At 68.1% G+C, this 14,224-nt stretch carries 11 protein-coding genes; 4 read left to right on the plus strand and 7 right to left on the minus strand.

Annotation, left to right across the window (positions count from 1 at the left end):
- Nucleotides 1-95: 95 nt before the first annotated feature.
- From proS to AC1RRW_RS04625, 4 genes are all read right to left on the minus strand, one after another.
- Nucleotides 96-1,427, minus strand: coding sequence for a proline--tRNA ligase (gene proS, locus AC1RRW_RS04610; RefSeq protein ID WP_492899350.1), 1,332 nt, complete (start codon nucleotides 1,425-1,427; stop codon nucleotides 96-98).
- A gap of 150 nt (nucleotides 1,428-1,577) precedes the next feature.
- A complete protein-coding gene (gene coaD / locus AC1RRW_RS04615) occupies nucleotides 1,578-2,084 on the minus strand; it encodes a pantetheine-phosphate adenylyltransferase (RefSeq protein ID WP_492899351.1) in 507 nt (168 codons plus the stop codon).
- 48 nt (nucleotides 2,085-2,132) lie between these two features.
- A complete protein-coding gene (locus AC1RRW_RS04620) occupies nucleotides 2,133-4,262 on the minus strand; it encodes a methyl-accepting chemotaxis protein (protein ID WP_492899352.1) in 2,130 nt (709 codons plus the stop codon).
- 119 nt (nucleotides 4,263-4,381) lie between these two features.
- Entirely contained in the window at nucleotides 4,382-4,525 is a 144-nt protein-coding gene (locus AC1RRW_RS04625) for a hypothetical protein (RefSeq protein ID WP_492899353.1), read from the minus strand.
- 126 nt (nucleotides 4,526-4,651) lie between these two features.
- Between AC1RRW_RS04625 and AC1RRW_RS04630 the strand changes: the two genes are divergently transcribed.
- A complete protein-coding gene (locus AC1RRW_RS04630) occupies nucleotides 4,652-6,529 on the plus strand; it encodes an ABC-F family ATP-binding cassette domain-containing protein (RefSeq protein WP_492899354.1) in 1,878 nt (625 codons plus the stop codon).
- A gap of 155 nt (nucleotides 6,530-6,684) precedes the next feature.
- Here the strand turns inward: AC1RRW_RS04630 and AC1RRW_RS04635 are convergent, their stop codons facing one another.
- The 3 genes from AC1RRW_RS04635 to AC1RRW_RS04645 form a co-directional block, all read right to left on the minus strand.
- Nucleotides 6,685-7,092, minus strand: coding sequence for a hypothetical protein (locus AC1RRW_RS04635; RefSeq protein ID WP_492899355.1), 408 nt, complete (start codon nucleotides 7,090-7,092; stop codon nucleotides 6,685-6,687).
- Nucleotides 7,089-7,541 carry a DNA polymerase III subunit chi gene (locus AC1RRW_RS04640; RefSeq protein ID WP_492899356.1) on the minus strand — a complete coding sequence of 151 codons (453 nt, stop codon included), beginning with the start codon at nucleotides 7,539-7,541 and terminating at the stop codon, nucleotides 7,089-7,091. The genes AC1RRW_RS04635 and AC1RRW_RS04640 overlap by 4 nt, the downstream gene beginning before the upstream one ends.
- A 141-nt stretch (nucleotides 7,542-7,682) precedes the next feature.
- Nucleotides 7,683-9,176: a leucyl aminopeptidase gene (locus AC1RRW_RS04645; RefSeq protein WP_492899357.1), complete on the minus strand. Its 1,494-nt coding sequence runs from the start codon at nucleotides 9,174-9,176 to the stop codon at nucleotides 7,683-7,685.
- A gap of 190 nt (nucleotides 9,177-9,366) precedes the next feature.
- On the opposite strand from AC1RRW_RS04645, the gene lptF reads away from it, so the two are divergent.
- Genes lptF through AC1RRW_RS04660 form a run of 3 tightly spaced genes read left to right on the plus strand, consistent with a single transcriptional unit; the run spans nucleotide 9,367 to nucleotide 14,213 of the window.
- Nucleotides 9,367-10,557 carry an LPS export ABC transporter permease LptF gene (lptF, locus tag AC1RRW_RS04650; RefSeq protein WP_492899358.1) on the plus strand — a complete coding sequence of 397 codons (1,191 nt, stop codon included), beginning with the start codon at nucleotides 9,367-9,369 and terminating at the stop codon, nucleotides 10,555-10,557.
- A complete protein-coding gene (gene lptG / locus AC1RRW_RS04655; RefSeq protein WP_492899359.1) occupies nucleotides 10,557-11,645 on the plus strand; it encodes an LPS export ABC transporter permease LptG in 1,089 nt (362 codons plus the stop codon). Before lptF ends, lptG begins: the two co-directional genes overlap by 1 nt.
- Nucleotides 11,646-11,702: 57 nt before the next feature.
- On the plus strand, nucleotides 11,703-14,213 hold the full coding sequence (locus AC1RRW_RS04660; RefSeq protein ID WP_492899360.1) for an LPS-assembly protein LptD: 2,511 nt from the start codon (nucleotides 11,703-11,705) through the stop codon (nucleotides 14,211-14,213).
- Nucleotides 14,214-14,224 lie beyond the last annotated feature (11 nt).

Consider the following 14,224-nt stretch of genomic DNA (forward strand, 5'->3'; position numbering starts at 1 on the left):
CCGGAAGGCGCCGGCCGGGCGAACCGGACGATCCTTCGAGACGCCGCCTCGCGGCTCCTCGGGATGAGGGCTGATGAACGCCGACGAAAACCTCATCACGCCGCCCGGTCCTTGAAGCGCGCGAGCGCGGCCTCGATCGGGACGCTCTCGCGCTCGCCCCCGGCGCGCCGCTTGAGCTCGACCTTGCCCTCGGCCAGGCCCTTGGGGCCGACGATGATCTGCCACGGCACGCCGATCAGGTCGGCGGTGGCGAATTTCCCGCCCGGCCGCTCGTCGGTGTCGTCGTAGAGCGCGTCGTAGCCCTTGCCCAGCAGCGCCTTGTAGAGCTGCTCGCAGGCTGCGTCGGCGCCGGCGTCGCCCGCCTTGAGGTTCAGCACCGCGACGTCGAACGGCGCGATCTCGTCGGGCCAGATGATGCCGCCATCGTCATGGCCGGCCTCGATCAGCGCCGCGACCAGGCGGCTCGGGCCGATGCCGTAGGAGCCCATATGGACCGGCGTCTGCTGGCCGTCGGGGCCGGTCACCGTCGCCCCCATCGGGTCGGAATACTTCGTGCCGAAATAGAAGATGTGACCGACCTCGATGCCGCGCGCTGACACCTGCGCATCCTTGGGAACCGCCTCGTAGGCCGCCTTGTCATGCATCTCGTCGGTGGCGGCATAAAGGCTGGTCCATGTCTCGACGATCGCCTGCAGGCCCGCGACGCTGTCGAAATCGGTGTCGGCCGCCGGCGTCTCGAAGTCGAGATAGTCCTTGTGGCAGAACACCTCGCTTTCTCCGGTCGAGGCCAGCACGATGAACTCGTGGGAGAGGTCGCCGCCGATCGGCCCGGTGTCGGCCCGCATCGGGATCGCCTTCAGGCCGAGCCGCGCGAAGGTGCGCAGATAGGCGGTGAACATGCGGTTATAGGCATGGCGCGCCGCGTCCTTGTCGATGTCGAAGGAATAGGCGTCCTTCATCAGGAACTCGCGGCCGCGCATCACGCCGAAGCGGGGCCGGCGCTCGTCGCGGAACTTCCACTGGATGTGATACAGATTCAGCGGCAGGTCCTTGTAGGACTTCACATAAGTCCGGAAGATATCGGTGACCATCTCCTCGTTGGTCGGCCCGTAGAGCATGTCCCGCTTGTTGCGGTCGGCGATGCGCAGCATCTCGTCGCCATAGGCGTCGTAGCGCCCGCTCTCGCGCCAGAGATCGGCCGACTGGATCGTCGGCATCAGGATCTCGATCGCGCCCGAGCGGTTCTGCTCCTCGCGCACGACCCGGTTGATCTTCTCCAGCACGCGCAGGCCGAGCGGCAGCCAGGAATAGATGCCGGCGGACTGCTGGCGGATCATGCCGGCCCGCAGCATCAGCCGGTGCGAGACGATCTCGGCCTCCCGGGGCGCATCGCGCAGGATCGGCAGGAAATAGCGGGACAGACGCATGGGGAACTCGTGCAAGGAGGCGCTTGGACAATCGGACACGAGCCTCAGGCGCGCCTGAGTCGGTCATGGCAGAGACAGCATCGCCATTGCGCGAAAGCAAATGCAAATGCAAATCGGACCGGTCGCAGCCCGACAGCGGCCGAAGAGGCATCAGCCTCGACTTTGAGCGAACTTCTGCCTGATCCGCTCGTTCACGGCCGGCGGCACGAAGGCCGAGACGTCGCCGCCCATGCCGGCGATCTGCCTCACCAGCGTCGCGGTGATCGGCCTCACCCCGGTCGAGGCCGGCAGGAAGACGGTCTGGATCCCGCCGTCCATGGTCTTGTTCATGCCGGCGAGTTGCATCTCGTAGTCGAGGTCGGAGCCGTCGCGCAGGCCGCGCACGAACAGCGTAGCCCCGGCCTCGCGCGCCGCCCAGATCGCCAGCCTGTCGAAGCTGACGACCTCGATGACGGCGCCGGCCGCCCGCGCGATCGGCCCGGCGACCTCGCGCAGCAGCCCGGCGCGCTCCTCGGCCGAGAAGATCGGCGCCTTGCCGGGATGGACGCCGATGGCGATGACCAGCCGGTCGCAGAGCCGGCAGGCGCCAGAGATCACGTCGAGATGGCCATTGGTGACGGGGTCGAACGACCCCGGATAGAAGGCTGTGCGGCTCATGGAAAAGCGTTAGCCCCTGCCCGCTTCGCCGGCAAGCCGACCGTCTTGTCAGGCGGCCCGGACCTGCGTGATGAACTCGTCGACGCGGGTCTTCAGGCCGTTGGCGAGCCCGGTCAGTTCGGACGAGGCGCGCAGCAGCGCGCCGGCGGCGTCCGAGGTCTGCTGCGAGGCCGAGGAGACCAGGCTCGTCGCCTCGCCGATCCGGCTGAAGGCGGCCGTCGCCGTGCCGACATCGGCGACGATCGCATGGGTCACGCCATGCTGGTGGCGCATCGTCTCGGCCGTCCGGCGGACCGTGTCGCTGAGGTCGCCGATCATGCCGCGGATGCCGGCGATGGCCTCGACCGTCGCGACCGTGGCGTCGTTCATGGTCGCGATCTGGCGGGAGATGTCGTCGATGGCGCGCGCCGTCTGGCCGGACAGGCCCTTGACCTCGCTGGCGACGACCGCGAAGCCCCGGCCCGCCTCGCCGGCGCGGGCGGCCTCGATCGTGGCGTTGAGCGCGAGCAGGTTGGTCTGGGCCGCGATGTCGGAGATCAGGCCGATCACGTCGGAGACGCGGGCCGCGCCCGAGGCCAGCTGGTCGACGACGGCGCCCATCTCGTCGGCGTAGTCGCGTGCCGAGCGGGCGCTGCGGTCGGAGGACTGCACGTCGCTGTCGAGCCGGTCGATCGCGGCGCGCAAACCCTGCGCGGCCCCTTCGATCGAGCGGATGCTGGCGATGGCGCTGGAGGTCGAGTCGTGCACCGTGCCGGCATTGGCCTGCGTCTGCAGGGCGCCGCTGGATAGCTCCATCGCCGTGACGCTGAGTTCCTCGGCCGCGGACGAGACCGCCCCGGTGACGCTCAGGATCGAGCGCTCGAGATCGCTGGCGAGATCGCCGAGCAGCGCCGTGCGCTGGCGGCGCGCCTCGTCCTCGGCGTTCTCCCGCTCGGCCAGGCGCGTCGCTTCCTCGCGGATGAGGTTTTCCCGGATGCGCTGGACGGAAGCTGCGATCGCGCCGATCTCGTCCTTGCGCTGCGCGCCGGGGATGTCGAGATCGGTGCGCCCCGTGGCGACGCCGGCCAGCGCCGTCGCCAGACCCCTGATCGGTTTCGCCACCGAAAGCCCGAGAACCAGCGCGACGGCCAGCAGCGGCCCGAGGACGAGCAGCGCCGCGCCCGCCATCGCATTGCGTATCGTGTCGACGACGGCGAAGGCCGTTCTTTCGGGCTCGGTCAGCCAGAGCCGCCAGGTCCAGTCGCCGATCCGGACCGGGCGTCCCGTGACGAGAAGCGGTGCGCCGTCGCGGCTGGCCATCGTCAGCATGACGCCGTCGCCGCGCTTCAGGAGAGCGGGATCGAGCACGTCCCGCGGCGCATCCCCGACAAGGCGCAGCGCCGGGTTCGAGCGCATGAAACCGTCCGCGCCGATCAGATAGGTTCCGACATTGCGCACGCCGCCCGCATTGACCGTCAGGACCCCGTCGATGATCCGCGTGTCGAGCGCGATCACGAGCGTGCCCGACGGCGCCTCCGCTCCAGCCTCGGTTGCGACGAAGCGTTGCGCCATGAAGGCGCGCGACTCGCCGCCGGCCGGGTCGTAGGGCGAAAAATCGATCACCGCCTGCTCGCCCAGCGGCAGTGTCTGCGCCGCGGTCACGGCCTTGCCGAATCCGGTTTCGGCGAGATCGGACTCGCTGACGAGGCGTCCGAACTCCGGGCCCTTCTTCACGCTGTAGACGACCCGCCCCTTGGCCGAAACGAGATACATGTCGGCATAGCCGAACTGCTTCAGCGCGGCGCGATAGGTCTCGTGGATCGGGCCGTGGCGCCAGGAATAGCCGTGCTGGTGGTCCCGGCCGGTGCGCGCCTCGCGCTCCTCGGGCGAGGTGCCGGCCTGATAGTAGTCGAGGATGCGGCGCATGTCGTAGGCGCCGAGCTCCATCCATTTTCCGATCTCGTCGACCGCCGAGACGGCATAGGCGCTGCGGGCCTGCACGGAAAGCTCGGAACGGACCTGCGCCCAGCGGCGCTCGATCGCCCCGACATGGCTCTCGGCAAGATCGCTCAGCCGCGCCTTGACCGATTCCCGCGCCCACTCGGCGACGGCGCGATAGGCGGAGACGCCCACGACCAGCGCCGCCAGACAGGCGAGCGCCAGCATCGCGGCAGGTAGCCTGACCCTGAGGCTGAACAAGCGGGCGAACTCCGGCAGGACATCGTTTCCGAGCCGCGCCAGAAGACACTCGATTGCGTTAACGTTCGTTGAAAGCGCGGTCGATCAGGCCGGGACCATGACGGTCGGCCTTGCCCGCATCAAGGGATCAGCGCGGCCAGAGCGGCGGCGCTTCCGATGATGACCGACCAGAACACCAGCGCGACGGCGATGAATGACATGCGGCGCTGACTGTCGAACCTGCGGGAAAAGGGCATGGGCTGCTCTCGGCGAATCGGCGACATCTTCTCTTACCTTGCGTGATGCCCGCGTCCGGCCGTCGCGTGGCGGCAAGATGGCGAAATCGTGCCGGGGAGCGCCGTCTTGTTTCCCGATTGCATGATCGGCCCCTTCCCGCCTAAACCGCGCCCATGCTCACCCTCAACGACATCACCTACCGCCTCGGCGAGCGCCTGCTGCTGGACCATGCCGGCGCGGCGCTGCCCGACGGCGCGCGCGTCGGCCTCGTCGGCCGCAACGGCGCCGGCAAGACCACCCTGTTCCGCATCATCACCGGCGATCTCTCGCCCGAGGGCGGCAGCGTCCATCTGCCCAGGGGCCGGCGCATCGGCGGCGTGGCGCAGGAAGCGCCGGGCGGGCCCGAGACGCTGATCGAGGTCGTGCTCGCCGCCGACACCGAGCGCGCCGCCCTGCTGGCCGAATCCGGGACCGCGGCCGACCCGCTGCGCATCGCCGAGATCGGCGCCCGGCTGGCCGACATCGACGCCCATTCCGCCCCGGCCCGCGCCGCGACCGTGCTGCACGGGCTCGGCTTCGACGAGGCGGCCCAGCAGCGGCCCTGCTCGGACTTCTCGGGGGGCTGGCGCATGCGCGTGGCGCTCGCGGCCGTGCTGTTCTCCGAACCCGACCTGCTGCTGCTCGACGAGCCGACCAACTATCTCGACCTCGAAGGCACGCTCTGGCTCTACGACTATCTCGAGCGCTATCCGCACACCGTGCTCGTCGTCAGCCACGACCGCGAACTGCTCGACGCCTGCGTCGATCACATCCTGCATCTCGACCAGGGCAAGCTGACGATCTATCGTGGCGGCTACACCTCCTTCGCGAAGCAGCGCGCCGAGAAGCAGATGCAGCTCGCCAAGGCCAAGGAGAAGCAGGACGCCGAGCGCAAGCACCTGCAGTCCTTCGTCGACCGCTTCAAGGCCAAGGCGACCAAGGCGCGCCAGGCCCAGTCGCGGGTCAAGCGGCTGGAGAAGATGGAGACGATCGCGACCATCGTCGACCGCGACGTCCAGCCCTTCATCCTGCCCGGCCCCGAGCGGCCGCTCGCCCCGCCGATGATCGTGCTGAACGACGCCAGCGCCGGCTATGGCGAGCGCAAGGTGCTCTCGCGCCTCAACCTGACGCTGCTGCCGGACGACCGCATCGCCCTGCTGGGCTCGAACGGCAACGGCAAGTCGACCTTCTGCAAGCTGATCGGCGGACGCCTCGCCCCGCTCTCCGGCGAGATGCGCAAGTCGTCCAAGCTCGAGACCGCCTATTTCGCCCAGCACCAGCTCGACGAATTGCGGCTGGAGGACACCCCCGTCGCGCATCTGCGCGACCTGATGCCGGACGCGCCCGAGGCCAAGGTCCGCTCCAAGGCGGCCCAGATCGGTTTTCCGGCCCAGAAGGCCGAGACGCCGGTCAAGAACCTGTCCGGAGGCGAGAAGGCGCGGCTGATGCTCGGGCTCGCGGCCTTCGGCGGCCCGCATCTCCTGATCCTCGACGAGCCGACCAACCATCTCGACATCGACAGCCGCACCGCGCTGGTCAACGCGATCAACGACTATCCCGGCGCGGTCATCCTCGTCAGCCACGACCGCTTCCTGATCGAATCCTGCGCCGACCGGCTCTGGCTCGTCGGCGACGGCACGGTGAAGAACTTCGACGGCGACATGGAGGACTATCGCGCGCTCGTGCTCGGCGGCGCCAAGGGGGCGCGGCGCGAGAAGCAGGCGGAGGCCGCCCTTGCCGCCAGCGGCAAGGCCGAGGAGCGCAAGGGCGCGGCGGCGAAGCGCGCGGCGCAGGGTCCGCTGCGCCAGAAGCTCAACCTCGCCGAGGCCCGCATCGCCAAGCTCGCCGGGCTGATCGGCAAGGTCGACGAGGTGCTCGGCAACGGCGCCGCCTTCGCGCGCGATCCGGACAAGGCGCTGCTGCTGTCGCGCCAGCGGGCCGAACTGGCCGAGGCGCTGGCCGCGGCGGAGGAGGAGTGGCTCGGCCTGAGCGAGGAGCTGGAGAGCGCCTGAGCGCGCTTCAATTCCCGACCGGCTTCAGCGCCGGATCCCAGCGCCCGACGATCTTGCCATCCTTCAGCCGGAAGAGATCGAACCAGTAGCTGTCATAGGTCTTGGTGATCTCGTCGATCGGCGCGCGTCCGGCGCGGCAGCGAGGCTCGCCGTCCTCACCCCTGCCCCGGCTTCACGATCCGCGCCAGCCGGTTGTCGGTGAACATGTAGATCTCGCGCCCGCCGGGCTCGGAATAGAGCACCTGCGTCTCGCGCTGGCCCTTGCCGCTCTCGCCGATCAGCACGTCGGTCGGGCGCTTGCCCTTGAGCCTGACCAGCTCGCATTCGGTGATGCCCTCGGCGATCTGGGGCGGCAGCGCCCGCGTCGAGGGATCGAGCGAGACGCCGGCGTCGCATTCGCCCTCCGGCGTCAGCAGCGCCTCCTGCGTCGAGACCCGCGCGCTCGCGCTGCTCGTCGTGGTGGTGCGGCCGTCGCGGCTCTCCGACATGAACGAGAACCCGCCGATATCGACGGAGCAGCCGCCGAGCGCGAGCGCGCAGGCGAGCAGGACCGGAATTTTCACGCTTTTTTCTCCCAGCGGCCCGCTTCGTCCTGCTGCCAGTAGCTCGCGCTCCGGCCGGACGCCTTGACCGTCCTCCAATCCTCGCGCGCGGCTGTCAGCGCGTCGGGATCGTCACCATCGAATATCAGCACGACGCGCTCATAGCCCTTCAATGCGTCGGGAATGCGGACGCCGTCGGCGCAGATCCGGACCTGCGCGGCGTTGGGATTGTGCGCCTGCGTCGTCAGCACGATGGGGTTGGCGGCGGCATCCGGCTCGGCCGCCGTGACATGCGGCAGGAACCCCTCGTCGGAATAGGTCCAGAGCCGGTCGTCGAGCGCGGACAGCCGCTCCGGGCTGGACACCTCCACCACGACCTTCTGCCCGCGCGACAGCGCCCGCTCCAGGATGGTCGGCAGGACCTGTTCGAGCGGGCGCGACTGCAGATGGAAGAACAGGATTTCGGTCATCCGCTTTCTCTCAACCCTCATCCTGAGGAGCGAGCGAAGCACGCATCTCGAAGGATGCTCCAGGAATCTCCGGAAGCATCTTGAGCATCCTTCGAGACGCCGCTGCGCGGCTCCTCAGGATGAGGGCGGTGCGGAGAACGCTCACCCCTCGTAATGATCCGCCACCAGCCGGTCGAGCAGGCGCACGCCCCAGCCCGAGCCCCAGGAGCGGTTGGTCTCGCTGCTGGGCGAACCCATGCCGGTGCCGGCGATGTCGAGATGCGCCCAGGGGCAGTCGTTGACATGACGCTGCAGGAACTGCGCCGCCGTGACCGAGCCGCCATGGCGGCCTGCCGAGTTCTTCATGTCGGCGAACTTCGAGTCGATCATCTTGTCGTAGGCCTTGCCGAGCGGCATGCGCCAGACGGTCTCGCCGGTGGCTCTCCCGGCCGCGAGGAGCCGCTCGGCGAGTTCGTCGTTGTTGGAGAACAGCCCGGCGTTCTCCTGCGCCAGCGCCACGAGGATGGCTCCGGTCAGCGTCGCCAGGTCGATCATTAAGCGCGGCTTGTACTTGTCCTGCGTGTACCAGAGCACGTCGCCCAGGACGAGCCGGCCCTCGGCGTCGGTGTTGATGATCTCGATGGTCTGGCCCGAAAGCGAGGCGACGATGTCGCCCGGCCGCTGCGCGTTGCCGTCCGGCATGTTCTCGACCACGCCGATCACGCCGATGGCGTTGACCCTGGCCTTGCGCTGGCTGAGCGCATGCATCAGCCCGGTGACGCAAGCCGCGCCCGCCATGTCGCCCTTCATGTCCTCCATGCCGCCGCCGGGCTTGATCGAGATGCCGCCGGTGTCGAAGGTCACGCCCTTGCCGACGAAGGCGACCGGCTGGACCGACGATTTCGCGCCGTTCCAGCGCATCACCACGACGCGGCTCTCGCGGCGCGAGCCCTGGCCGACGGCGAGCAGCGCGCGCATGCCGATCTTCCTGAGCTGCTTCTCGTCGAGGATCTCGACCTCGACCCCGAGCTTCTCCAGCTTCGCGGCGCGTTCGGCGAATTCTTCCGGATAGAGCACGTTGGGCGGCTCGTTGACGAGGTCGCGCGCGATCTCGACGCCGGCCGCGACCGCCTCGCGCCCCTTCAGCGCCTTCTTGACCAGCGCGGGATCGCCGACGCGCAGCGTCACCATCTTCGGCGCGGTCTCGTCCTTATCCCTGCTCTTGGTCTTGTACTGGTCGAAGGCATAGGCCCGCAGCCTCATGCCGAGCGCCATCTCGGCGATCTCGTCGGCGGAAATCTCGCCATCCGGCAGCGCCGCGATCACGTCGGCGCTGCGGCCATGGCCGAGCCTGCCGGCGATCGCGCCGCCAAGCCTGGCGAAATCGAGCGTGCCGCGCTCGGAGGCCAGGCCGACGCCGACGACGATCAGGCGCTGGTAGCCGGCTCCGTCCGGCGCGAGCAGCGTCAGGCCGGACAGCGCCTTGCCCTTGAAGCGCTCGGCCGCGGCGGCGCGCGCCAGCAGACCGTGCGCGCCCTCGCCCAGCCACTCGTCGCTGATCCGCGGCGGCGTCAGGGCGTCGCCGACGAGGACGACGAGATCCTCGGCCGAAATCGCGTTCAGGGCTTTGACCTCGAGCTTCAGGCGCTGCGACATGGGAAGGCTCACGATGTTGCGAAGGAGGGCGTCGGACGAGATCAGAGGCTGTTATGGCCTCTAGCGACAGGAACACAAACGATTCCCGTTTGCGCCATGATTGCGCCTATACCATAGGATGTAAGCGCCGAAGCGTCCAAATCCGCCTGTGGAACAGGCGCTTCCCGAAGACCCGAGCGAAAGCCGCCGCGTGATCCTGAACCGCCTCGACCGCTACATCCTGAAGATCGCCGCGGTCGCCGCCATCGTGCTGCTGATCGGCCTGACGAGCGTGATCTGGGTGACGCAGGCGCTGCGCGAGGTCGACCTGATCACCGGCAAGGGCCAGACGGTGGTGATCTTCTTCACCGTCACGCTGCTCTCGCTGCCGGCGCTGATCGCCGGCATCGCGCCGGTCGCGCTGTTCATGGCGACGCTCTACACGCTGAACCGGCTCAACGGCGATTCCGAGCTGATCGTGATGAACGCGGCCGGCGTCGCGCCCCATCGGCTGACGAAGCCCTTCATCGTGCTGACCATCGCGGTCTCCCTGCTCGTCGGCTGGATGTCGCTTTCGGTCATGCCGGCCGGTTTCCGCATGCTGCGCGACCTGATCACCACGATCCGCGCCGATTTCGTCGCCAACGTCGTCAAGGAGGGCCAGTTCGTCTCGCTCGAATCCGGCGTCACCTTCCACTACCGCGAGCGCCAGGGCGACGCGCTGGTCGGCATCTTCATGCAGGACCGGCGCGATCCGAACCAGCCCGCGATCTATATCGCCGAGCGCGGCCGCACGGCGGACGTCGACGGCCAGAACTTCCTGATGCTCGAACGCGGCACGATCCAGCGCGAGAACAAGCAGGACACGACCTCGATCATCTCCTTCGAGCGCTATGCGCTGAACCTCTCGGCGCTGTCTGGCGACGCGGCCGGCGGCGCCGGCGAAGGCAGCGGCGACAAGGTCATCTACAAGCCGCGCGAGCGCACCACCTGGTCGCTGCTCAACCAGGACCGCAACGAGCACTATTACAAGACCCAGGAAGGCCGCTTCCGGGCCGAGCTGCACAACCGCCTCTCCGCGCCGCTGTATCCGATCGCTTTCATGCTGATCGCCTTCGCCTTCCTCGGCGAGGCCCGCACCACCCGCCAGGGCCGCGCCAGCGCGATCCAGGCCGCGATCCTGATCGTCGGCGCGACGCGCATCGGCGCCTATGCCGCCTGGACGGCGAGCGTGCGCTCGCCGTCCGCCGTGCTGCTGCTCTACCTTCTGCCGATCGGCGCGATCATCCTCTCGGTCTCCCTGATCCTCTATGGCGAGCGGCTGCGGCCGGTGCTGGCGCGCCTCGCCGCGCCGGTGCTGGCGCCGCTGACCGGCCTGACCGCACGGCTCAGGCGCGCCTGATGCTGCTCGCCACCACCTTCGGCCGCTACCTGACCCGGCGCTTCGGGCGCGCGATCCTCGGCGTCTTCGGCACCTTCTTCTTCCTGATCGGCACGCTCGATTTCGTCGAGCTCATGCGCCGCGCCGGCGATTCGCCGGTCGCGACGACGGCGCAGATCGTGCGGCTCGCGCTCTATCGCGCGCCGGCCGTGGCCGAGCAGATCTTCCCCTTCGCGGCGCTATTCGGCGGCATGTTCGCGCTCCTGACGCTGAGCCGGAAGCTCGAGCTCGTCGTCGCCCGCTCGGTCGGCGTCTCGGCCTGGCAGTTCCTGCAGCCGGCGGCGCTGGTGGCGGGGCTGATCGGCCTGTTCTCGATCCTCGTCTACAACCCCGTCGCGGCCGAGCTGAAGCGCAACGCGACGCTGCTGGAGGCGCGGCTTTTCGCGCGCGCGGCCCAGGCGCCGGCCAATCAGGAAATCTGGCTGAGGCAGCACAGCGTCGACGGCCAGTCGATCGTGCGCGCCGCCGGCGCCCTGCCAGACGGCGACGGACTGTCCCAGGTCGCGATCTTCTCGTTCGGCCCCGGCGGCGGCTTCAGCGAGCGCATCGACGCCAGGCAGGCGGTGCTGCGGCCGGGCTTCTGGGAGCTAACCGACGCCCGCGTCATCTCCGCCATGGAAGAGCCACAGAGCTACCCGACCTACCTCGTCGCGACGACCCTGGAGCCCGAGCAGATGCGGCAAAGTTTCACACCGCCTGACGCCGTCGGGTTCTGGGCGATGCCGACGGTGATCGAGCGGACGAAGAATGCCGGGCTCGACACCACGCGTTACGAGCTTCGCTACCAGTCGCTCATGGCGCGGCCGCTGCTGCTCGTCGCCATGGTTCTCGTGGCGGCATCCGTTTCCTTAAGATTTTTCAGGTTTGGTGGTGTGACCAGACTGGTGGTAGGTGGCGTGGCGGCGGGCTTCGTGCTCTATGTCGCGACGCAATTGTCAGAAGAGCTGGGGTCGGCCGGAATCGTCAGTTCCGTGATCGCCGCCTGGCTGCCGGCTGTCGTGGGGACGATGCTCGGCGCTCTGGCTCTGCTCCATCAGGAAGATGGGTAATCGTACTGTGCCTATGGTTAATTTAGGATTGAGCGTATGGCTTCTGGCGTGAGACGCATGGCGCGCTTTGCTGCCGCGACCGCGCTCGCGTCGAGCCTGGCGTTCATGCTGGCGTCGCCGGTCCAGGCGCAGGCGCCGGCGCCGCCGGGGGCCAAGCCGCAGGAGCGGATGGTCGTCGACGCCCGCGAGCTGATCTACAACAACGACAACAACACCGTATCCGCCGTCGGCTCGGTGCAGATCCTCTATCAGGGCCGCACCATCGAGGCGGACCGCGTCGTCTACGACCGCAAGAGCAAGCGTGTCGTCGCGACCGGCAACGCCCGCATTACCGAGGCCAACGGCACCGTCATCACCGGCGAGCGCTTCAACCTGACCGATGATTTCCGCGACGGCTTCATCGATTCGCTCCAGGTCCAGAATCCCGACAGGACCCGCTTCTCCGCGCCCCGCGCCGAGCGCACCGACGGCGAGACCTTCGTCTTCGAGAAGGGCATCTACACCGCCTGCGAGGCCTGCAAGGCCGCGCCCGAAAAGCCGCCATTATGGCAGGTCCGCGCCGCCAGGATCATCCACAAGAAGTCCGAGCAGACGATCTATTACGAGGATGCGCGTCTCGAATTCCTCGGCATTCCGATGGCCTACATACCCTATATGTCGGGCCCGGATTCGACCGTGAAGCGCAAGACCGGCGTGCTCGCGCCGCGCTACATCAACACCACCGCGCTCGGCTTCGGCGCGTCCGTGCCGTATTTCTTCAATCTCGCGCCGAACTACGACCTGACGTTGACGCCGACCTATCTCACGCGCCAGGGCTTTCTGGGCCAGGCCGAGTGGCGCCAACGGATGTCGAACGGCTCCTATCTGATCCGCGCCAGCGGCATCAGCCAGCAGGAGCCGGAAGCCTTCCTGGCCTCTCCCTTCGGCGCGGCGAACAAGGATTTCCGCGGCTCGATCGAGTCCAACGGCAAGTTCTATCTCAATCCGCGCTGGAATTTCGGCTGGAACGTCGCGATGTCGACCGACCGCTGGTTCTACCGCAACTACCGCATCATCAACGAGAGCGTCAGTTCGACGACCTATCTCCAGGAATCGATCTCGACGGTCTATCTCAACGGCCAGAGCCCCTCGGCCTGGTTCGATCTGCGCGGCTATTATTTCCAGCCGCTGACCGCGAACGACTGGCAGAAGCAGCAGCCGGTCGTGCTGCCCTCGCTCGACTACAACAAGCGCATCGAGAAGCCGTCCTTCCTCGGCGGCGAGATCGCCTTCAACGTCAACGTCACCAGCCTGCATCGCGAGGCGGCGGCCTATCAGCAATTGCCGCGGCAGACCGCCAACCTGATCACGCTCGCCAACGGCACCGCCCTCTATGACGGCTGCGCGATCTACCAGAAGAGCACCTGCCTGGTGCGCGGCCTGGCCGGCGGCGTCTCGCGCGCCACGGCGGAGGTGTCGTGGCGGCGCAACTTCATCGATCCGATCGGCCAGGTCTGGACGCCTTACGCCTCGCTGCGCGCCGACGTGTTCTCGATCAATCCGTCGACCACGGCCTACTACAACTCCTATGCCGCCAACATCGCCGACACCTCCAACGAGGTCTTCGGCCGGGCGATGCCGGCGATCGGCCTGATGTACCGCTACCCCTTCGTCGCCAGGACCGGCTGGGGCACCCATATCATCGAGCCGGTGGCGCAGGTCGTGGCGCGGCCCAACGAGACCGGCAGCCTGCGCGTCGCCAACGAGGATTCGCAGAGCCTGGTGTTCGACGACACCAACCTGTTCGAGTGGAGCGGCAAGTTCTCGGGCTACGACCGGCTTGAAGGCGGCTCGCGCCTCAATGTCGGCGCGCTCTACACCGGCCGCTTCGGCAACGAGGCTTACGCAAACCTCCTGCTCGGCCAGTCCTATCATATCGGCGGCCGCAACTCCTTCGCCCGCGGCGACCTGGTCAATGCCGGTCTCGATTCGGGCCTGGAGACCAATCGCTCCGACATCGTCGCGCGCGGACAGCTCTCGCCATGGTCCGGCTTCGTCCTCAGCGGCGCGACGCGCCTCAACGAGACGACCTTCGAGGTTCAGCGCGCCGACGCGGCGGCGACCTACTCGAACCAGATCATCTCGGCCTCGATCGGCTACGGCCGCTACGAGCCGCAGCCCAATCTCGGCATCAACCGCCGGCGCGAGGGCCTGTCGCTGTCGTCGTCCATCGCCGTGACGCAGAACTGGAAGGTCCGCGCCGGCGTGCTGTTCGATCTCGACAAGTACAAATACGATCGCGAGCGCTATCGCGACGCGCTGGCGGCCTATCAGGTCTCGCCGGTCGGCACGCCGCCGACCTATCCCAAGGCCGGCCTGTTCCAGACCGCCTCGACCTCGTTCGGCATCAACTACACCGACGAGTGCACGATCTTCGACATCGCCTATACGCAGAGCTATGCCGACCGGCAGGCCGGCGCGACGAAGGACACGCGCACCGTGCTGTTCAGGCTCGAGCTGCGGACGCTGGGCGAGATCGCCCTCCAGCAGAACCTCGACGCGGCGACCGGAGACGGCGTCAGCCGCTGACGGGCGTAGGC

The sequence above is a fragment of the Allobosea sp. GW821-FHT12C12 genome, assembly GCF_058807355.1.